The following is a 20258-nucleotide window of genomic DNA, read 5'->3' as shown; positions in this document are numbered from 1 at the left end:
CATGTCTGCCCGCATGTTCGCCCCCGTGGCCGCCTTCGAATGGCGCTACCAGCTCAGGAGCCCGGTGTTCTGGGTCGGTTGCCTGATCTTTTTCCTGCTGACCTTCGGCGCCACCACGGTGGACCAGATCCAGATCGGCAGCCGTGGCAACGTCAACATCAACTCGCCCTACGCGATCCTGCAGACGCTCAGCATCATGAATGTCTTCGCAGTCTTCATCGTCGTGGCGATGGTGGCCGGCACGGTGTTGCGGGACGACGAGACCGGCTTTGCGCCCATCCTGCGCAGCACGCGCGTGGGCAAAGGCGCCTACCTCACCGGGCGCTTCACCGGCGCGGTCGCGGCGGCGCTGCTGGTCCTGGCGGCCGTGCCGCTGGCGATTGCCGTGGGCTCGGCCATGCCCTGGCTGGACGCCGAGAAGATCGGCCCCTTCGTGCCGGGCGACTACCTGTACGCGCTGTTCGTGTTCGGCCTGCCGACGCTGCTCATCACCGGCGCCGCCTTCTTCGCGCTGGCCACGGCCACGCGCTCGATGATGTGGACCTACGTGGGCGCCGTCACGCTGCTGGTGCTGTTCTTCGTGACCCGCGGCCTGCTGCGCGACGTGCAGCACGACACGCTGGCAGCCCTGAGCGACCCCTTCGGCCTGACGGCGCTTCGCATCGTCACCAAGTACTGGACCGCCGCCGAGCGCAACACCCGCCTGCCCGAGATCACAGGCCTGCTGCTGGCCAACCGCGTGCTGTGGACCGGCATTGCCCTGGCGCTCTTCGCGGGCGCCTGGTGGCGCTTCCGCTTCGAGGTGCGCGGCAGCAAGGCAGCGCCCAAGCCGGCCCGCGCAGGAACGGCACCCGTGGCACGCAGCGGGCCGCTGCCCATGCCGCGCAGCGACGCGGCAACCCGCCGTGCGCAGTTCGCCGCGCTGGCGCGCTTCGATATGGCCTTCGTGTTCCGCAGCCCCACCTTCTTCGTGCTGCTGTTCATCGGCGTCATCAATGCCGCTGGCACGGCCTGGTACACGGGCGAGTGGTACGGCGCGAGCAACATCCCCGTCACGCGGCTGATGGTGCAGGCCTTGCAGGGCGCGTTCACGCTGATGCCCGTCATCATCGCCATCTACTACGGCGGCGAGCTGGTCTGGCGCGACCGCGAACGCCGCATGCATGAGATCGTGGACGCCACCGCCGCGCCGGACTGGGCCCACCTGGTGCCCAAGATCGCGGCCATCGCCCTGGTGCTCGTGGCCTCTTCGCTGGTGGCCGTGCTGACCGGCATGCTGGTGCAGCTGCTCAAGGGCTACACACACTTCCAGCTCGGCGCTTACCTGCTGTGGTTCGTCTGGCCCACCGTCGTGGGGGCCTTGCAGCTGGCGGTGCTGTCGGTCTTCGTCCAGGTGCTGGTGCCGCAGAAGTTCATCGGTTGGGGGCTGATGCTGCTGTACCTGGTGGCCAATGTCGCGCTGGCTTCCGCGGGCTTCGAGCACAACCTCTACAACTACGGCGGCACGCCGCCGGTGCCACTGTCGGACATGAACGGCATGGCGCGCTTCTGGATCGGCCAGAGCTGGTTCCATCTGTACTGGAGCGCGTTCGCCACGCTGCTCGCCGTCTGCGCTCATGCCTTCTGGCGCCGGGGCGTGGTGTCGCCGCTGCGGCTTCGACTGCCAGGCGCGCGCCAGCGGCTGCGCGGTGGTGCGCTGGCCATTGGCGGCGCTGCGCTGGCCACCTTCGTGGCAAGCGGCGCGTTCATCTTCTGGAACACCAACATCCTGAACGAGTACATGCCCGCGCCGGAGCGCGAGGCATCCCTCGCCGAGGCCGAGCGCCAGCTGCTGCCTTTCGAGAAGTTGCCCATGCCGCGCGTCACGACCGTCACGCTCGATGTGCAGCTCTATCCCAAGGAAACCAAGGCGGTGACCAGCGGCAGCTACCGCATCGAGAACCGAAGCGGGCAGCCGATCTCCGAGCTGCACCTGAGCTGGGCCAAGCCCATGCAGCTCGATGAAGTGACACTGCCGGGCGCCAGCCTGCAGAAGGAATACGCGCAGTGGTCCTACCGCATCTACCGGCTGCAGCCGGCCATGCAGCCAGGCGAAGTGCGCACCCTGGCGTTCAAGACCACGCTGCAGCAGCGGGGCTTTTCCAATGGCGCGCCACTGACGCGGCTGGTCGACAACGGCAGCTTCATCGAGAACAGCGCCATCTCGCCCAGCATCGGCATCAACCGCGACGACTTCCTGAAGGACCGCGCCAAGCGCCGCAAGCACGGGCTGCCGGCCGACCTGCGTCCGCCAACGCTGGAGGACGAAGCCGGCCGCGCGCACTCGCTGCTGCGGGCCGACAGTGACTGGGTGGACGCCGACATCACGGTCACGACCGACGCCGATCAGGTCCCCATCGCCCCCGGCTACACGCTCAGCGACACGATGGCCAACGGCCGCCGCAGCGCGCACTTCAAGCCGGATGCGCCCATCAACCACTTCTTCTCCATCCAGTCCGGCCGCTACGCCGTCACGACCGACGCGCTCAGCGTGGCCGGCAGGAAGATCGCCCTGGCCGTCTACCACCAGCCCGAACACGCGTACAACGTGCCGCGCATGCTGGCGGCCATGAAAAGTTCGCTGACGCTGTTCAGCGAGAAGTTCTCGCCCTACCAGTTCCGCCAGGCCCGCATCCTCGAATTCCCGAGCTACGCCGACTTCGCGCAGAGCTTCGCCAACACGATCCCGTACTCCGAGAACCTGGGCTTCCTCACCAAGCTGGGCGACGAAGACAAGATCGACGTGGTCACCTACGTCACCGCGCACGAGATCGCCCACCAGTGGTGGGGCCACCAGCTCGTGCCCAGCAGCCAGCAGGGCGGCACGATGCTGGTCGAAAGCTTCGCGCAGTACTCTGCCTTGCTGGTGATGGAGCGGCTGTACGGCAAGGAGCAGATGCGCCGCTTCCTGAAGTACGAGCTGGACCGCTACCTGCGCTCGCGCGGGGGCGAGGTGGTCGAAGAACTGCCGCTGGACCGCGTCGAGAACCAGCCCTACATCCACTACCAGAAGGGCTCGCTGGCCATGTACTGGCTGAAGGAGGTGGTGGGCGAGGACGTGGTCAACCGCGCCATGGCCGCGCTGCTGAAGCAGCATGCGTTCAAGCCCGCGCCGTATGCCAACTCGCTGGATTTCCTGCGCATCCTGCGTGCCGAAGCGGGCCCGCAACACCAGCAACTGATCACCGACCTGTTCGAGAAGATCACGCTGCTGGACGTGAAGGCATCGCAGGCCAAGGCCGTCCGGCGCGCCGACGGCAAGTACGAGGTCAGCTTCGTCGTCGAAGCGAAGAAGTTCTACGCCGACGGCAAGGGCAAGGAAACCGAAGCGCCGCTGGCCGAGCCCTTCGACATCGGCGTCTTCAGCGCCGAGCCGGGCCGGCCGGGCTACACCGCCAAATCGGTGCTGTCCTTCGCGCAGCAGGCCATCCACACCGGCCGCCAGACGGTCACCGTGGTGGTGGACCAGGCGCCGGCCTGGGTGGGCGTGGACCCGTACAACAAGCGAATCGACCGCAACTCGGAGGACAACCTGAGCCGCATCGAAAGCCCTTGAGCGTTCGGCAGCGCGAGGCGCCTGCCCAGCAGCCAGACCCTCAGACCATGCCGCCGTTGGCGCGCAAGGTCTGCCCGTTGATCCAGCCGCCATCGGGGCCGACCAGGAAGGCCACGGTGTTGGCAATGTCCGCCGGCTCGCCCAGGCGCTCCAGCGGCGGCGCCTTGGCCAGCCGTTCGACCAGCTCGGGCGACTTGCCGTCCAGGAACAGCGCAGTGGCCGTCGGGCCGGGCGCCACGGCGTTGACGGTGATGTTCTTGCCGCGCAGCTCGCGGGCCAGCACCAGGGTCATGGTCTCGATGGCGGCCTTGGTCGCGGCGTAGACCGAATAGCCGGGCAGCGCGGTGCCGACCAGGCTGCTGGAGAAGTTGACGATGCGGCCGCCCGGCGCCAGGCGCCTGGCGGCTTCGCGCATCGCGTTGAAACTTCCTTTGACGTTGATCGCGAACAGCTTGTCGAAGCTCTGCGTCTTCGGTGTCGACCAGCATCGGCAGCTGCGGCGGCATCACGCCGGCGTTGTTGACCAGCACGTCGATGCGGCCGAAGGCCTGCGCCGCGGCGTCGAACAGCCCGCGCACCGCCGAAGGGTCGGCCACGTCGGCCTGCACGGCCAGCGCCTGGCCGCCGCTGGACTGGATGGCTTCGACCACGCGTGCGGCCTCGTCGGCGCGGCCGGCGTAGTTGACGATGACCGCGTGGCCGTCGGCCGCCAGGCGCTGCGCGATGGCGGCGCCGATGCCGCGTGAAGCGCCGGTCACGATGGCGACGCGAGGACTGGTGGAAGTTGCTGGGGTGTTCATGGCGGATTCCTGATGGGTTTGGTGGCAGGACCGTGGTCCGATCCCGTACCGCCAATTTATTGTTCTTCCCGATTCGAATAAATAAGCCGTTCAATCCATCAGAATCCAATCCATCTAAACAATCGAGGTGTGCATGGACCGGCTGGATGCGATGCACCTGTTCGTGCGCATCGTCGACCTGGGCAGCTTCACCAAGGCGGCCGACGAGCTGCAGCTGCCGCGCGCTTCCGTCAGCCTGGCGCTGCAGCAGCTGGAGCTGCGGCTGGGCGTGCGCCTGCTGAACCGCACGACCCGGCACGTCAGCGCCACGCTGGACGGCGAGGCCTACTACCTGCGCTGCCAGCAGATCCTGCAGGACGTGGGCGACAGCGAGGACCTGTTCCGCAGCGCCCAGCTGCGGCCCAAAGGCAAGCTGCGCGTGGACCTGCAGGGCACGCAGGCGCTGCATTTCGTGCTGCCGCACCTGGGCGAGTTCCACGCGCGCTACCCGGACATCGAGCTGGAGATCGGCCTGGGTGACCGGCTGGTGGACCTGGTGCGCGAAGGCATCGACTGCGTGCTGCGCTCCGGCGAACCGAAGGACTCTTCGATGGTGGGCCGGCGCGTGGCGCTGCTGGGCCTGGTGACCTGCGCCAGCCGCAGCTACCTCGCGCGGCGCGGCACGCCACAGACGCTGGATGAGTTCCGCCAACACGACGCCGTCAACTACGCCGGCAGCAGCGGCCGCGTGCTGCCCTTCGACTTCCTGGTGGACGGCGAGAAGCGCAGCCTGATGCTGCGCGGTCCGGTCACGGTCAGCAGCGCCTACGCCTATTCAGCCTGCTGCCTCGCCGGCCTGGGGTTTGTCCAGGTGCCGCGCTATCACGTCGAGGCGCAGCTGCAAAGCGGCGAGCTGGTGGAGGTCTTCCCGGAACTGCGCCCGGCCCCGATGCCGGTCTCGGTGCTCTACCCGCATGCGCGCCAGCTGTCCTCCCGCGTGCGAGTGTTCGTGGACTGGCTGGCGGAACGGATGGCGGGGGCGAGCTGAGGGTGCATGCAGGGCGAGACACGCTGCTGCCAAGCAAGGCCCGCTGCGTTGCCTCGCCCCTCAAGGCCGCTCAGAGCACGCCGCGCTCCCAGGGGCCGGTGATGGCGAGCGTGAGGCCGGGGTACTGGACGTTCAGGAACATCCACTTCCCGTCCGGGCTGAAGCACACGCCCGAGAACTCGCTGACGCCGAAGGACTTGCCGGGCTCCGGGTAGTCCTCATCGTCCACGAGGTTCAGGTCGATCTGCTTGATGTTCTGGGCGAAGTCGAACACCTTGCCCTTGGGCGTGAGCACGCGCAGCCAGTTGTCGCCGCCCTCGTCCTCGCCGTCGCCGTCCTCGCACATCACGACCGCCCCGTTGGGTGAGACGGTGATGTTGTCGGGCTGGTCCAGCACCGAGCCATCGGTCGACTCGTACAGCAGTTTGAGCGTGCCGCCGTCGCCGTCGGGCGTGAAGCTCCACACCTGCCCGAATTCCTTGTCGCCAGCCTCAGAGCCGACGAAGTAGGCCACGCCGTCCTGCAGCGCCATGCCCTCAAGGCCCATGAACTGGGCCCCGCCCAGGGCCAGCCCCTGGAGGAACACGGCGGCCGGCTCGTCTTCGGCGTCCACCGGGTCGGGATCGGCAATGTCGACCCATTCGGTCTTGTACTCCACGCCGACGGTCTGGCCCCGGTAGAGCACCAGCTGCGGCCGGCCCTTGACCGCCAGCATCTGCAATTGCCCGCCCTGGGACAGGTCCATCTTGTCGGCCGGCACGAAGCGGTAGAAGCCGTCGGCCGGGTCGCCGTTGTCCTCGGTCATGTAGACCACGCCGGTGCTCGCGTCCTGGCGCGCAGCCTCGTGCTCGAAGCGGCCCATGGCCTTGAGCGGCACGGGCGTCTCGATCAGCGCCGTGGTCGTGGCGGGCACCTCAAACACGTAGCCGTGCGGCTGGGTGTAGCCGGCGCCGATCCCATCGGTGGTCTCCTCGCAGCTGAGCCAGGCGCCGCTCAGGCTGGTGCCGCCGTTGCAGTTCTCGATCGTGCCCAGCAAGGCCGCAAAGCTCTTGACCGCCTTTTCGCTGGCAGGATCGAACACCGTGACGGTGACGCCGCCCGCGCCGAGGCCGTCGTAGAAGCGCGTGTCGTCGACCAAGGCATCGCTGGACGACAGCTCGTAGTTGCGCAGCAAGAGCAGCGTGCCGTCGGGTCCGGCGAAGCAGGTCATGCCGTCGTGGGCGCCGGGCATCGTGCGGCCATCGCTCATCAGGGAGCCGGCCGCCGCCAGCTCCACGTAGCGGAAGCCCTCGGGCAGCGAGATGGTGCCGTTCTGCGCCGACAGCGGGCCGTAGCTGTCGTCGCGACCATCGTCGTCCCCGCCGCCACAAGCGCTCAGGATGTGCGCCAGGCTGACCGCGGTCATGCCTCTCAGAACAGTCCGTCGTGAAAGCGTGTTCTTGTCGTCGAAAGGCACCTGGGTTCCCCGGGTTGGTTCAAAACCGGAGTTGTAACAGCCGCGCATGGCGCGCCGGTGACACGCCAAGCGTCAACGTCAACCTCACGACCGCGCGCAAGACTCGACATGAACACGCGTCGCCGAGTAGCAGGCGCGGTGCCCCACCCCGCCGATGGCGCAGCCGGCCCACAGGGTCCGGTTGCTTATGCGCTTCGGGGACGACAACCGCCCTCAAGCCCGCTGCAGATACTCGATCGCCGCGGTGACTGTCACGGCCTGCGCCTGGTTGCACTGGGCGGGACTGGCCGTGGGGCTGTCGGGGTAGACCTCGGTGGTGGTGACCAGGCGGGCAGCGGTCATGCCGCCGCACAGGCCGAGCGCGCGCTTGGGGTAGTGGATGACGCCGGCCTGCTGCAGCGGCGCGCCGATGATGCAGCCGTGTTCGTCGGCCTCGGCGATGTGGGTCACACGGCGGACGGCTTCGATCAGCGCGCGCTGGAACCCGGGCGCGGGGCGCTCGGTGTCGCCCACCAGGTAGAAGCCGTCGGGGATGGCGTGCCAGTCGAACGCGACGCCATCGCGCGCGGCCTTGGCGGGCCCGAACTCGCTGTTGTCGGTGTCGGTGGTTTCATGCAGGTCCACGTGCAGGTCGACCCGGGTGCAGTTGGCTGCCACGCAGGCCATGGCCAGCGCCGACTCGGCCGCCGGGCTGGCCGGCTTGAACTGCCGGTTCGGGTCCAGCGCATCGGGGTTCCAGCGGTTCACCGTCTCGTAGCCCCAGGGGCTGATGCACGGCAGCACCAGCAGGTTCACGCCTTCGGCATGGCGGCCGAATTCATGTTCAAGCCACTGCAGCGCGCCCTGCACGCCACTGGTCTCGTAGCCGTGCACGCCACCCGTGACCAGCACCACCGGATGATCGGCGCGCCATGCACGGCTGCGCACCGCCCACAGCGGATAACTGCCCAGGCCCAGGCGCGTGTAGTCCAGCGTGCCGTACTGGAACAGCTCGGCCTGGGCGGGCAGGCGGGCGGTGAGCGCCTTGAGCGGCGCCACGACCTCATCGGCGTAGCTTCTCCGAAGAGGCTGGCGGGCGAGCCAGGCGGCGCGTTCGGCGGCACCCCAGGGCGTGCCTGGCGTGCCGATGGGATAGGGCGTGATGGATGGAGAAGTGCTCACGAAAGCCACCCTGGTTTTGGCGCGATGCCGCGCACGATACACCGCGGCGTGCCGCCGCCAAGCCCCTTGGCCCGAGGCGAATTCCGCACGCTTCTACACTGGCCTGCATGCGGCGCGCGCGGGGTCCGCCCGCTGCAGCCGCCAGGCAGCAGTGGCCATTGCGCCCTGCCGGCACTTCTTCTTGCTCACCGGGAAGCCCATGCGCCATACAGGAACCTTCGCCGCCGCGCCCATCTCCACCCCCTGGCCCGCCGCAGCGCTGGGCGGTGTGCTGGTCCTGATCGGCCTCGCGCTGGCCGCGGGCGGCGCCCTGCTGATCGCCAGGGCGGGCAGCGCCTACTACCTGGCCATGGGCCTGGCGCTGGTGGTCTCGGGCGCGCTGCTGATGCGCGGCAAGCGCTCGGCGCTGGTGATCTATGCGCTGGCATTTGCCGCCACCGTGGGCTGGGCACTGTGGGAAGCCGGGCTGGACTTCTGGGCCCTGCATGCGCGCCTCTTCACCTTCGCCGGACTGCTGCTGCTCGTGCTGTTGGTGCAGCCGGCGTTGCGCCGCCGCGCGGCCCTCGCGCCGCGCACGGGCCTGTTCATGGGCCTGTCGGCACTGCTGCTAGCCGGCCTGGTGGGCACCGCCTGGGGCATGTTCCAGCCGCATGGCATCCACCACACGACCATTGCCTCGGGCCAGATGCCAGCCCCTGCCGAAAGCGCGGTCTCCAACTGGTCGCACTATGGCAACGGCCCGGGTGGCGACCGCTTCGGCGCGCTGGACCAGATCAACCGCCAAAACGTGGGCGATCTCACCGTGGCCTGGACCTACCGCACCGGCGACGTGCCGCAGTCGGACGGCAATGGCGCGGAGGACCAGCTCACGCCGCTGCAGATCGGCAACACCGTCTACCTCTGCACGCCGCACAACAACGTGATCGCACTGGACGGCGACACCGGCGCGGAAAAGTGGAAGCGCGTGATCGACGCCCATGCCAAGGTCTGGATGCGCTGCCGCGGGCTTGCCTATTTCGATGCCAACCAGCCGCTGCTGCAGCCGACCGACCCGGGCAGCAGCCCAGTGCCACCGGCCATGGCGGCGGAAGGCGCGCCGTGCCAGCGGCGCATCCTGATGAACACCATCGCCGACGAGCTGATCGCGCTGGACGCCGACACCGGCGACTTCTGCCCGGACTTCGGCCGCAACGGCCGCGTGGACCTGCGCGAAGGCATGGGCGACGCGCCAGACCCGCTGTACGCGCTGACCTCGGCCCCGACGATGGCGGGCACCACGGTGGTCGTCGGCGGGCGGGTGGCGGACAACGTGGCGCTGGACATGCCCGGCGGCGTGGCGCGCGGCTACGACGTCATCACGGGCGCGCTGCGCTGGGCCTTCGACCCCGGCAACCCGGACGACAAGCAGGCCCCCGCGCCCGGCAAGACCTACACCCGCTCGACGCCCAACGTCTGGGCCCCCATGTCCTACGACCCGGCGCTGAACACCGTGTTCATGCCCACCGGCAGCGCCGCCATCGACCTCTGGGGCGCCAAGCGCACCGCGCGCGACCGCCAGTTCGGCGCCTCGATGCTGGCACTGGACGCGACCACCGGCCAGCAGCGCTGGCTGTTCCAGACCGTGCACAACGACCTCTGGGATTTCGACGTGCCGATGCAGCCCACCTTCTTCGACTTCAAGAAGACCGAAGGCGGCACCGTGCCAGCACTGGTCTTCGGCACCAAGGCCGGCCAGCTCTACGTGCTGGAACGCGCCACCGGCAAGCCGCTGACCAACGTCATCGAGACTCCCGTGAAGCCGGCCGGCATTCCCGGCGAGCCCTACGCGCCGACGCAGCCGATGTCGGTCGGCATGCCGCAGATCGGTGCGCAGACGCTGACCGAGGCCGACATGTGGGGCGCCACGCCCTTCGACCAGCTGATGTGCCGCATTGCCTTCCGCGGCATGCGCTATGACGGCCTGTACACCGCGCCCGGCACCGACACCTCGCTCAGCTTCCCTGGCTCGCTGGGTGGCATGAACTGGGGCGGCCTGTCGATCGACCCGAACACCAACACCCTCTATGCCAACGACATGCGCCTGGGGCTGTGGGTGCGCATGGTGCCGCAGCAGCCGGCCAGCGGCGGCGCTTCGGCGCCTGCAGGGGCCGAAGCGGTGAACGCCGGCATGGGCGCGGTGCCGCTGAAGGGCACGCCGTATTCGGTGGTCAAGGACCGCTTCCTCTCACCCATCGGCATCCCCTGCCAGAAACCGCCTTTCGGCTCGCTGACCGCCGTCAACCTGGACACCCGCCAGGTGGCCTGGGAAGTGCCGCTGGGCACCGTGCGCGACTCGGTGCTGCACGGCGTGCGGCTGGGCCTGCCGATGCCGGTGGGCATGCCGACCATCGGCGGCTCGCTGACGACGCAGGGCGGCCTGGTCTTCTTCGCCGCCACGCAGGATTTCTACCTGCGCGCCTTCGACAGCGGCAATGGCCAGGAGCTCTGGAAGGCGCGCCTGCCCGTGGGCAGCCAGGGCACGCCCATCACCTACCGCTCGCCGAAGACGGGCAGGCAATACGTGCTGATCTCGGCCGGCGGCGCACGCCAGTCGCCGGAACGGGGGGACTACGTGGTGGCGTATTCGCTCTCGCACTGACCATCGTGCTCACTACACTGGCCGGATGTCCTCCGCCCCCGAACCCCACGCACCCGGCGTCGATCAAACCTGCCTGGCACACCTGCTGGGCTACCAGCTGGCCCAGGCGGACATTCCGCTGAAGAAGATCTTCTTCAAGCGCATTGCCGAGCCCTTCGGCCTGCGGCCGGTGGAGTTCACGACCCTGGTGCTGGTGAAATTCAATCCGGGCATCAACGGCAAGCAGCTCGCGCAGACGCTGGCTGTCACCGCCGCCAACATCACGCTGATGCTGGACAAGCTCAGCGAAAAAGGCCTGCTGGCGCGGGTGCGCAGCGAGACGGACCGGCGCGCACAAAACGTGCACCTCACGGCGGCCGGCGAAGTGCTGGCAGCGAAGGCGCACGAGGTGTCGCTGACGATGGAACAAGACCTGCTGAGGCACCTCAGTGCCGGTGAGCGGGTGATGCTGCTGGAGCTGTTGCAGAAGCTGGCGAAGCACCGCAGGGTCTGAGAGGCTGAGCCGCCAGCTCAGGTCAGCAGTTCACGCAGCAGCGCGACATTGGCCACGCAGATCAGCGCGAGCAGCGCCCAGGCGGCGAGCTTCAAGGCACCGCGCAACTGGAAGCGGCCCATCAGCTTCGCGTCCCCATTCAGGCGCAACAGCGGCCAGATGGCAAACGGCAGCTGCAGGCTCAGCACCACCTGGCTGCCGACCAGCATCGTGCCCACGCCCGCCTCGCCCAGCCACAACACGCCGAAAAAAGCCGGCACCAGTGCCAGCACGCGCGTGGCCAGGCGGCGCTGCCAGCACGGGATCTTCAGCTTCAGGAAGCCTTCCATGATGACCTGGCCGGCGATGGTGCCGGTGAAGGTGGAGCTCTGGCCTGCCGCCAGCAGCGCCACGCCGAACAGCACCGACGCGATGGATGCACCGACCAGCGGGTCCAGCAGGTGGTAGGCCTGCTGGATCTCGGTCACCTCGGTCTGGCCCTTGGCATGGAAGGCCGAAGCCGCCAGCGTCAGGATCGCGCCATTGACCAGCAGCGCAAGCGACAGCGAGATCACCGTGTCCCAGGTGGACAGCTGGATCGCCTCGCGCCTGGCCTTGTCGTCCGCCGCGAAGTGGCGCGTCTGCACGATGGACGAATGCAGGTAGAGGTTGTGCGGCATCACGGTCGCGCCGAGGATGCCGACTGCCAGCATCAGCGCCCGCGGGTCGTGCAGCACCAGGCCGGTCGGGACCAGGCCCTGCGCCACCGCATGCCAGTCCGGGCGGACCAGGACGATCTGCACCAGGAAGCACACGCCAATCGTCATCACCAGCCCCAGCACGATGGCCTCGACCTGCCGAAAGCCGCGGCCCTTGAGGCCCAGCACGAACAGCGTGTCCAGCGCGGTGACCGCAATGCCCGCCAGCAGCGACATGCCAAACAGCAGGTGCAGCGCCAAAGCCGTGCCCAGCACCTCCGCCACGTCGCAGGCCACGATGGCCAGCTCGGCCATGACCCACAGCGCGCGGTTCACCGCCGGCCCGTAGCGCGCCCTGCAAGCCTGCGCCAGGTCCAGCCCGGTGACCAGCCCGAGGCGCAGCGCGAGCGTCTGCAGCAGCATCGCCGCCACGCTGGACAGCACGACCACCCACAGCAGCGCCGGCCCGAAGCGCGAACCGGCCTCGATGTCGGTCGCCCAGTTGCCCGGGTCCATGTAGCCGACCGACACCAGCAACCCCGGCCCGGCCACCTTCGCCAGCCGCTTCCACAGCGGCTGCGAGGAGGAAACATCAACCGAGCCGCGAACCTCGGACGGACAGAACGGCGCCGTGGCCGTGGTGGGCAGACCAAACATGCCGCCGATTCTCGGCGACGCGGCCGCAGCTGCACCGCGACCAAAGCATGCGCCGTGTCAGCGACCTAACGCGCCCCTCACCAGTTCCCCCAACCGGCTGCGCTGCTGCCCTTTCGCGTCGAAGTTCTCCGGCGCCAGCCATTGCACGAAGGCCGGGCGGATGGCTGGCCATTCGTGGTCCAGCATCGAGAACCAGGCGGTGTCGCGGCTGCGGCCTTTCATGACGGCGGCCTGGCGGAAGATGCCTTCGAACTGGAAGCCGTAGCGTTCGGCGGCGCGGCGCGAGGGGGCGTTCAGCGCGTTGCATTTCCATTCGTAGCGGCGGTAGCCGAGTTCGTCGAAGATGCGCTGCATCAACAGGAACTGCGCTTCGGTGCCCATGGGGGTGCGCTGCACCAGCCGCGAATAGGCCACGGCGCCGACCTCGATGACGCCATTGGCGGGGTCGATGCGCATCAGCGCCAGCGTGCCGACGGCCTGGCCGGTGGCGTTGTCGATGATGGCGTGGTGCAGCGGGTCAGCCGAAGCTTCGGCCTTGGTGAGGTATTCGGTGAGCGCAGCCATCGAAGGGAACGGGCCGGCCGGCATGTAGGTCCAGTCGCGGCCGTCTGCCTGCACGCTGTAGGCGGCGTACAGCGCCTCGGCATGCCTGGCCACGCTGAGCGGCTCCAGGCGGCACCAATGGCCCGCCAGGGGCGTGCGCGGCGGTAGCGCGCGCGGCTGCCAGCCTTCGAGCCTGGGGCCGACAGGCTGGCCGTATTCGTTGAAGTGCAGGTCCTGGATCATGGTCGTCTCGGTGGGTCAGAGCAGGTGGCGGTATTGCACGAAGCCAGGCTTGCTGGCGATGCGGTCGTAGAGCTTCATGGCTTCGGTGTTGGTCTCGTGCGTGAGCCAGTGCACGCGCGAGCAGCCGGCTGCCGCGGCCTGGGCATAGACCCACTCGATCAGCGCGCGGCCCACGCCGCCGCCACGCACTTCCGGGTCGACGAACAGGTCCTGCAGGTAGCAGTAGTCGCCGACGGTCCAGCAGCTGCGGTGGCGGATGCAGTGCACGAGGCCGACGACCCGGCCGTCCCGCTCGGCCAGGGCCGCGAACATCGGCTCGGACGGGTCCAGGAAACGGGCGAACGTGGTCTGCGTGGTCGCCAGCGGGAGGTCGGTCTTGTAAAAGGCTTGGTAGCCGCGCCACAGCGGCAGCCACGCGTCGAAATCGGTTTCGGCCAGCGGCCGGACCTGCAGGGTGGAGGCAGTCATGCGGTTCTGCGAATGCAGTCAGTGGAAGCATGCACGATAGGCGCAACGTGGCATCATGAAAAGTACCACGCCATTGACTTTCGATGGAACCACGACCTTCCATGATTCCGATGACCCTGGACTCCCCACTGCTCGCCGGCCCGTTGGCACGCGGCCCCGGCGCCGCGCCGCGCCAGACCCAGCTGACCCAGCGCCTCAAGCTGGCCATCCTGGCCGGTGAGTTGCCGGCCGGCGGCAAGCTGCCGTCCTCTCGCGCGCTGAGCGAATCGCTGGGCGTGGCTCGCAACACCGTGTTGATCGCCTACGAGCAACTGGCCGCCGAAGGCTTTGTGGTGGCCGACACGCAGGGCACGCGGGTGGCAGCGCTGCAGGGCCGCCCGGTGGCCAGGCCGAAGCCCGTGCCTGCGGCGCAGGCGCCCACGCAGACCGCGCAGCGCCTGTCCCGGCTGCAGCCCACGCGCGGTGCGGCGCCCGGCCCGTTGCCGCTGGCGCCCGGCATTCCGGCGCTGGCCCAGTTCCCGCTCGCAGCCTGGCGGCGCGCCCACGAGCAGGTGCTGAAAGAAGCGCTGCCGGCCACGCTGGCTTATGGCGACCCTCTCGGCGAGCCGGCCCTGCGCGAGGCGCTGGCCCGGCAACTGCGCGCCTCGCGCGGCGTGCGCTGCGAACCGGCGCAGGTCATCGTCACCGAGGGCGCGCAGGAGGCGCTCGCGCTGTGCGTGCGCCTGCTCACCAACCCTGGCGACACCGTGTGGCTGGAAGACCCGGGCTACCGCGGCGCGCGAGCCGCCTTCAATGCCGGCGACCTGAAGCTGGTGCCGATGCGGGTGGACGCGCAAGGCCTGCAGGCGCCCCCACAAGCCTGGCGCGAGGCGCCACCGCGCCTGATCCAGGCCACGCCAGCCCACCAGTACCCCACCGGCGCCGTGCTCTCGGTGGCGCGCCGGCTGGACCTGCTGCAGCGCGCAGCCGAGGCCGGCGCCTGGATCATCGAGGACGACTACGACAGCGAATTCCGCCACCAGGGCGAGCCGATTGCCGCGATGCAGGGCCTGCGGCCCGACGCGCCGGTGCTCTACATCGGCACCTTCAGCAAGACCATGTTCCCCGCGCTGCGCCTGGGCTTCCTGGTGCTGCCGGCAGCACTGCAGGACGCAGCCGCCGGCCCCATGGCCGAGCTGCTGCGCGGCGGCCACCGGCTGGAACAACTGGCGATGGCCCGCTTCATCGAAAGCGGCCAGTTCGCCCGCCACCTCGGCCGCATGCGCCGCCTCTACCGCGAACGCCAGCAGGCCCTGCGCGAAGCGCTGGCCACGCAGCTGGGCGTGGCCCACGAGGTGCTCGGCGGCCAGGGCGGCCTGCACCTCACGGTGCGCCTGCCGCCAGCGCTGCGCGACCAGTCCATCGTCGACGCCGCCCGCCGGCAAGGCCTGGGCGTGGGCGCGCTGTCCAGCCATGCGATGCGGCCGCTGCCAGAGGACAACGGCCTGGTGATCGGTTATGGCAACACCTCGGCGGAGCAGATGGGGCCGATGGTGAAGCGGCTGGGGCGGATTGCGAAGGCTCAGGCGGGCAAGGCTGCTGGCTGAGGCAACCAGCGTTGCACCATGCGCGCCAGGTGCTCGCCGAAGCGGCGGGCGGACAGCGCGTCCGCCTCGCTGAGCGACGGTGCTTCGCCCGGACCAGCAGGGTTGTGGCCCATCAGGCCGAGGAAGCTGCCGAGGTGGTTGGTGCCGTCGGGCTGGCGTGGCAGCGCATCCCAGCTCAGCCAGTGCATGCCGTGCTGCGCGGCCAGCAGCGAGAGGTAGCTCAATGTGGCCAGCTTGTCGCCGCTGGGGCTGCCGCTGGTGGTGAAGCCTGCCGCGAGCTTGCCGGTCCAGGCGCGGCCGAACCAGAGGCCGGCGGTGGCGTCTGCAAAGGCCTTGAACTGCGCGGCCGGGCCGCCCATGAAGGTGGGCGCGCCGAAGACGATCAGGTCGGCAGCGCTGAGCTTGGCCAGCGCCGCGTCGTCCTGCCAGCGGCCTTCGTGGACCTGGGTGCCGTGCAGACGGACAAGCTGCACGCCGGCCTGGCCGGACTGGCGCGCGCCAGCGGCGATCTGCTCGGCCAGCAGGTGCGTGCTGCCGCCTTGGGAAAAATAGACGAGGGCGATGGTGGGCATGGGGTTGCGCATTGGAAAGGAACGTGGGGATCAGGCTTGGCGCGGCCAGGCGCCGAGCTGGCCCAAGAGGCCGAACCAGTCTTCAAGGTGGTAGGTGTGCGAGATGCGGCCGTCGCGCAGGTGGTGCACCTCGTGCATCACCACGTCGATGGGCTTGCCGGTTGGCGCAATGCCGAAGAACTCGCCGCGGTGCGTGCCGGTGATGCGCGCGCGCACTGCTGCGCGGCCCTGGTGGCCGAACATCTCCTGCACGGTGATGCGCACGTCCGGGAAGGCCTGCGCAAACATGGCAATGACGGGGCCGAGGCCGGCGGGGCCAGGCGCCTGGCCGGGGCCCAGCGGGATGTCCTGCCAGTCGGGCGTGGTGGCCTCATGGACCAGCGCCGGGGCCTGCTCGTTGAAGGCGCGGTAGAGGGTTTCGATGGCGCGCTGCTCGGCGGCACTGAGGCCGTTGGACTGCACCGCGGCGGCGGAGGAAAAGGAAGAGGTGTCGGAAGGCATGGCGCCACTGTAGAAACCGCGCCCACCCAGGTCCAATCGAATAACGGTATGCAGCAAAATCCACGGCATGGATCTTCATGCGGTGGACCTGAACCTGCTGGTGGCCTTCGACGCGCTGATGCGCGAGCGCAGCGTGACACGCGCCGGGCTGCGCATTGGCCGCACCCAGCCGGCGATGAGCGCTGCGCTTTCGCGGCTGCGCCACCTGCTGAAGGACGAGCTGTTCGTGCGCAGCGCCGCCGGCCTGCGGCCCACGCCCCGCGCCACCGAGTTGGCAGAGCCGATTGCCGCGGCCCTCGCGCAACTGCAGCAGACGCTGGCCTTCACGCAGCCCTTCGACCCAGCCACCAGCACGGCCACGTTCACGCTGGCCGTGTCGGACCACCCTGCCCTGGTGGTGCTGCCACGCCTGGTGCCGCTGCTGGCCCGTGCAGCGCCCGGCGTGACGCTGCGCGTGAAGGCCTTCACCGCACGCGAAGACGCGGTGGCGATGCTGGACGCAGGCGAGGCCGACGCCGCCGTGGGCGTGCCGGGCTCGTCCACGCCGCGCATCCTCACCGCGCCGATGTTCAGCGAGCGCTTCGTCTGCGTGCTGCGCCGCGGCCATGCCCAGGCCAAACGCCGGCTCACGCTGGAACGCTTCCTGGCCATGGACCACCTGCTGGTCTCGCCCGAGGGCGACGGCATTGGCCTGGTCGACCTGAAGCTGGCCGAACAAGGCCGGCAGCGCCGCGTGGCACTGCGGCTGCCCCAGCTTTTTGCCGCATCGGCCGTCATCACCCGCAGCGACCTGATGGCCACGCTGATGGCGGGCGCCGTGCAGGCCTCCGGCCTGGGCGAGCAGCTGGTGCAGATGCCGCCGCCACTGGCCGTGGACTCAGTGCCTTTCGTGCTGCACTGGCACCGCCGCAGCGACGCGCTGGCCAGCCAGCGCTGGTTCCGCGAGCAGGTGCTGGCGGTGGGCGGCGAGCTGGCGGTGGAACGGGCGGTTCAGACAGCAACGGACATCAAGTTTCGCGCGAAGCCTGTGCAGGTGCCGGCGCGATCCGGGCGACACTGAGCTTGAGCCCCAGCATGCCGAAGATGCGGTTCATCGTCTGCACGCTGCCTTCGCTGCGCTCCTGCTCGATGTCCTGCATCGTGCGGTAGGCCACGCCCGAGAGCTTGGCCATTTCCGCAGTGGTGAGCCGCATGGTCTTCTTGAGGTGGCGCACCGCCTGAGCCAGCGACCACTCGGGATGCGCGAGCACGTCCTCCACGGCCTTGCGGCGAAGTACCAGCTGCTCCGGGATGGAAAGGGTGTTGAAGCGCTTGTCCATGCCGGTCAGCTCAAAGCATCCAGTTCGCCGGCCCTGGCCAGCAGGTGTGGCCGCAGGTGATCCAGCACCTCGGCTTCCAGTCCCATGGCCAGCCCGTTGGCGGCGATCTGGCGCAGTCCGGGTGCCGTCTCCCGCAACCCCGCGACCAGCGCTTCTCGCACCAGCAGGCCCGTGCCACCCTTCTTCTTGCGCGGCGCCTTTCCGGCCTGCGCGGCGAGCTCGCATACCCGGTCCACCACGCGCCGCCAGTCCGGCTGGCCGTTGTCGTTGTTCTGCCAGCGAATGCGCCGTGCGATGCCGTCCGGATGCAGGTACATCGGCGCGAAGTCGTACAGCGGCGTGAGCGAAATGCTGCCCGCAAAGTCACGCTGGACGGCCGTGTTGCGTGCGTGGTTGTCCTTGTTGAGCAAGGCCAGGTTGGCCACGTCGCGCTTGATGTATTCGAGCACCTCGGCCTGCGGGTCCGTGCAATGGCGGATCAGCGCCTCGCAGACCTGGTCATGGCTTGGCGCCGCGTCAAAGCCTGGCATGCCAGTCAGCGTGGCAATGCTTTCCTGGGCCAACCTCGTCACGGCGCCGCCTTCGACGCGACGGTCAAAGCGCGGTATGAACAGCGCACGCTGGCGCAGCACCAGCGGCGCATGCACACGCAGGCCCAGCAACCGCGCAATGTCCATGTACGGTGCCTCGTGCCGGAGGATGCTGGCCAGTTGGGCATCCGTGCCACGGCCGAACTTGACGATGTAGTGCGCCACGGCGCGTTCATCGGGCAACGTGTGGTCCAGGTACAGCAGACCGTCGTCCGCCCGGGTCAGGAGGATCTTGGGCCACTCGCCCTGAACACCGGAGGAGCCGGCGACAAAGAGGCCATGCGAGGCGAGGTATTCCGAGAAGTCGTCGCTCCGTTGGGCAACCTCGTCGTCCGTGAAGCCGCGCAGCGGACCGGCATTCGCGGCCAGCCATTCGGCCGCTTCCTTCACCCGCAGGTTGCCCACCGGATTGCCAGCACCGGCAAGCAGCAAAGGCCAGTCCGCCGATACGCCGGCCAGGGGCGACTGCCCGATGCGGCGCAGCAATTCCTGGCGGCCGAAACCCTGCGGCAGCATGTCGATGAGGAACACCGGCCAATGCGGCACCTGCAAGGGCGCCAGGCCCACCGGCCAGTTCGCGCACAAAGCATGCGCGTCCGCCTCGCCGAGGTGCGCGAAGGCCCAGGCGTCGGCATAGCCCGAGTAGGTCGTGGCCCGCCAACCCTCGGCCTCCGGGCCGAACAGGCTGACACTGGCCACGTCGTGCCAGGCACCTTGTGCATGCAGCTGAAGGGTACAGGTCTCCGTCATTTACACAGAATTCTATCTATATTTAGATGTTCTTGCGATATGAATCGCCTGTTTTTTCGTGCACATACGGGGCTGGCTGCGTCACGCGCTGACGCACAGGCCTGCTGGCTTTGCTGAGCTTGCGGTTCGCAGGACCACGCGCTGCCGCCTGCTTGATTGCTCAACGTCTCACCGCAGCTGAGCCCTCCCGTCAGGGTCACGCCTGCCTCCCTCCACGGCATCAAGCGCCGTGCGGCCCATCTGTCGATCATGGGATCAGGCGCCGACCAGCCCGCTCCCGGGCCGCCGGTGCTTCAATCGTTCCACCAGATGCCGCGCAAGCAAGCAAACCAGCAAGCAAGCGGCCCACCACACTCCCCCTCCAAGGAACTGATTCACCATGAACATCGTCCTGAACGGCAAGACCGCCATCGTCACTGGCTCTACCCGCGGCATCGGCTATGCCATCGCGCTCGGCCTGGCAGGTGCCGGCGCCACCGTCGTGGTCACCGGCCGCAAGCAGGCCGACGTGGACCAGGCCCTGGCCAAGCTGCGCGCTGCGGTGCCCGGCGCCCAGGTGCGTGGCGTGGCGGCTGACCTGGGCGGCGCGGCGGGCTTCGAGGTGCTGAAGGCTGCCGAGCCGCATGCCGACATCCTGGTCAACAACGTGGGCGTGTTCAACCTGCAGCCCTTCGCGGAAATCCCGGACGAAGAGTGGACGCGCATGTTCGAGGTCAACGTGATGTCCGGCGTGCGCGCCAGCCGCGCCTACCTGCCCGGCATGCAGCAGAACAACTGGGGCCGCATCGTGTTCATCTCGTCCGAGTCGGGCCTGAACATTCCCGCCGACATGATCCACTACGGCTTCAGCAAGACCGGCAACCTGGCCGTCTCACGCGGCCTGGCCAAAAGCCTGGCCGGCACCGGCATCACGGTGAACGCCGTGCTGCCCGGCCCCACGCTCTCCGAAGGCGTGCAGCAACTGGTGGCACCTGGCGGCGACCTCGCCACCGCCGAACGCATCGCCAACGAGTTCGTCAAGGCCCACCGCAGCTCGTCCATCCTGCAGCGCGTGGCCACGCCGGAGGAAGTGGCGAACATGGTGGTCTATGTCTGCTCGCCGCAGGCTTCGGCGACGACGGGCGCGGCGTTGCGGGTGGATGGTGGGGTGGTGGACACAATTGCTTGATTGAACGGCCCGGG

The 20258-nt window shown here is 68.9% G+C and carries 16 protein-coding genes and 1 pseudogene; 7 read left to right on the top strand and 10 right to left on the bottom strand.

Annotated features, from left to right (window positions below; all coding sequences use genetic code 11):
* The first annotated feature begins 1 nt into the window (after position 1).
* On the top strand, positions 2 to 3595 hold the full coding sequence (locus tag ACAH41_RS09950; RefSeq protein WP_325652749.1) for a M1 family aminopeptidase: 3594 nt from the start codon (positions 2 to 4) through the stop codon (positions 3593 to 3595).
* A gap of 40 nt (positions 3596 to 3635) precedes the next feature.
* On the opposite strand, the pseudogene ACAH41_RS09945 reads toward ACAH41_RS09950, so the two are convergent.
* Positions 3636 to 4395 (bottom strand): annotated as a pseudogene (locus tag ACAH41_RS09945) (SDR family oxidoreductase).
* 133 nt (positions 4396 to 4528) lie between these two features.
* Between ACAH41_RS09945 and ACAH41_RS09940 the strand changes: the two are divergent.
* Entirely contained in the window at positions 4529 to 5422 is an 894-nt protein-coding gene (locus tag ACAH41_RS09940) for a LysR family transcriptional regulator (protein WP_325652747.1), read from the top strand.
* 70 nt (positions 5423 to 5492) lie between these two features.
* Here the strand turns inward: ACAH41_RS09940 and ACAH41_RS09935 are convergent, their stop codons facing one another.
* Positions 5493 to 6827 carry an alkaline phosphatase PhoX gene (locus tag ACAH41_RS09935; RefSeq protein WP_325652746.1) on the bottom strand — a complete coding sequence of 445 codons (1335 nt, stop codon included), beginning with the start codon at positions 6825 to 6827 and terminating at the stop codon, positions 5493 to 5495.
* Positions 6828 to 7091: 264 nt separating this feature from the next.
* Entirely contained in the window at positions 7092 to 8039 is a 948-nt protein-coding gene (locus ACAH41_RS09930; RefSeq protein WP_325652745.1) for a M14 family metallocarboxypeptidase, read from the bottom strand.
* A gap of 199 nt (positions 8040 to 8238) precedes the next feature.
* On the opposite strand from ACAH41_RS09930, the gene ACAH41_RS09925 reads away from it, so the two are divergent.
* Positions 8239 to 10677, top strand: coding sequence for a membrane-bound PQQ-dependent dehydrogenase, glucose/quinate/shikimate family (locus tag ACAH41_RS09925; protein WP_325652744.1), 2439 nt, complete (start codon positions 8239 to 8241; stop codon positions 10675 to 10677).
* A 25-nt stretch (positions 10678 to 10702) separates the two neighbouring features.
* A complete protein-coding gene (locus ACAH41_RS09920) occupies positions 10703 to 11170 on the top strand; it encodes a MarR family winged helix-turn-helix transcriptional regulator (RefSeq protein ID WP_141287270.1) in 468 nt (155 codons plus the stop codon).
* Positions 11171 to 11187: 17 nt separating this feature from the next.
* Here ACAH41_RS09920 and ACAH41_RS09915 read toward each other — a convergent pair whose 3' ends face one another.
* From ACAH41_RS09915 to ACAH41_RS09905, 3 genes are read right to left on the bottom strand one after another with little or no spacing between them, the layout of a single operon-like run.
* The gene (locus ACAH41_RS09915) at positions 11188 to 12504 is read right to left on the bottom strand and encodes an Nramp family divalent metal transporter (protein WP_325652742.1); all 1317 of its coding nucleotides are present in this window, start codon (positions 12502 to 12504) and stop codon (positions 11188 to 11190) included.
* A 57-nt stretch (positions 12505 to 12561) separates the two neighbouring features.
* Positions 12562 to 13290 (bottom strand): GNAT family protein, encoded by a 729-nt coding sequence (locus ACAH41_RS09910; RefSeq protein ID WP_325652741.1) that lies wholly within the window; start codon positions 13288 to 13290, stop codon positions 12562 to 12564.
* 15 nt (positions 13291 to 13305) lie between these two features.
* A complete protein-coding gene (locus ACAH41_RS09905; RefSeq protein WP_325652739.1) occupies positions 13306 to 13758 on the bottom strand; it encodes a GNAT family N-acetyltransferase in 453 nt (150 codons plus the stop codon).
* Positions 13759 to 13841: 83 nt separating this feature from the next.
* On the opposite strand from ACAH41_RS09905, the gene ACAH41_RS09900 reads away from it, so the two are divergent.
* Positions 13842 to 15344: a PLP-dependent aminotransferase family protein gene (locus ACAH41_RS09900; protein ID WP_370538275.1), complete on the top strand. Its 1503-nt coding sequence runs from the start codon at positions 13842 to 13844 to the stop codon at positions 15342 to 15344.
* Here the strand turns inward: ACAH41_RS09900 and ACAH41_RS09895 are convergent.
* Positions 15320 to 15916 carry a flavodoxin family protein gene (locus tag ACAH41_RS09895; protein ID WP_325652736.1) on the bottom strand — a complete coding sequence of 199 codons (597 nt, stop codon included), beginning with the start codon at positions 15914 to 15916 and terminating at the stop codon, positions 15320 to 15322. The two genes, ACAH41_RS09900 and ACAH41_RS09895, sit on opposite strands and share 25 nt — an antisense overlap.
* 30 nt (positions 15917 to 15946) lie before the next feature.
* Positions 15947 to 16417 carry an ester cyclase gene (locus ACAH41_RS09890; RefSeq protein WP_325652734.1) on the bottom strand — a complete coding sequence of 157 codons (471 nt, stop codon included), beginning with the start codon at positions 16415 to 16417 and terminating at the stop codon, positions 15947 to 15949.
* A gap of 67 nt (positions 16418 to 16484) precedes the next feature.
* On the opposite strand from ACAH41_RS09890, the gene ACAH41_RS09885 reads away from it, so the two are divergent.
* Entirely contained in the window at positions 16485 to 17477 is a 993-nt protein-coding gene (locus tag ACAH41_RS09885; protein WP_325652732.1) for a LysR family transcriptional regulator, read from the top strand.
* On the opposite strand, the gene ACAH41_RS09880 is transcribed toward ACAH41_RS09885, so the two are convergent.
* Positions 17425 to 17736 carry a transcriptional regulator gene (locus ACAH41_RS09880; protein WP_325652730.1) on the bottom strand — a complete coding sequence of 104 codons (312 nt, stop codon included), beginning with the start codon at positions 17734 to 17736 and terminating at the stop codon, positions 17425 to 17427. The two genes, ACAH41_RS09885 and ACAH41_RS09880, sit on opposite strands and share 53 nt — an antisense overlap.
* A gap of 5 nt (positions 17737 to 17741) precedes the next feature.
* Entirely contained in the window at positions 17742 to 19076 is a 1335-nt protein-coding gene (locus ACAH41_RS09875; protein WP_325652728.1) for a HipA domain-containing protein, read from the bottom strand.
* A 379-nt stretch (positions 19077 to 19455) separates the two neighbouring features.
* Here ACAH41_RS09875 and ACAH41_RS09870 point away from each other — a divergent pair, with 379 nt between their 5' ends.
* Complete coding sequence (locus tag ACAH41_RS09870; protein WP_325652727.1) at positions 19456 to 20244, top strand: SDR family oxidoreductase; 789 nt, start codon at positions 19456 to 19458, stop codon at positions 20242 to 20244.
* The last annotated feature ends 14 nt before the right edge of the window (positions 20245 to 20258 follow it).

The sequence above is a fragment of the Ideonella sp. genome, assembly GCF_041287625.1.
Classification (GTDB): domain Bacteria; phylum Pseudomonadota; class Gammaproteobacteria; order Burkholderiales; family Burkholderiaceae_C; genus Ideonella.
The sequence above is the reverse complement of the archived record's forward strand: the minus strand, read 5'-3'. Positions and strand labels throughout refer to the sequence as shown.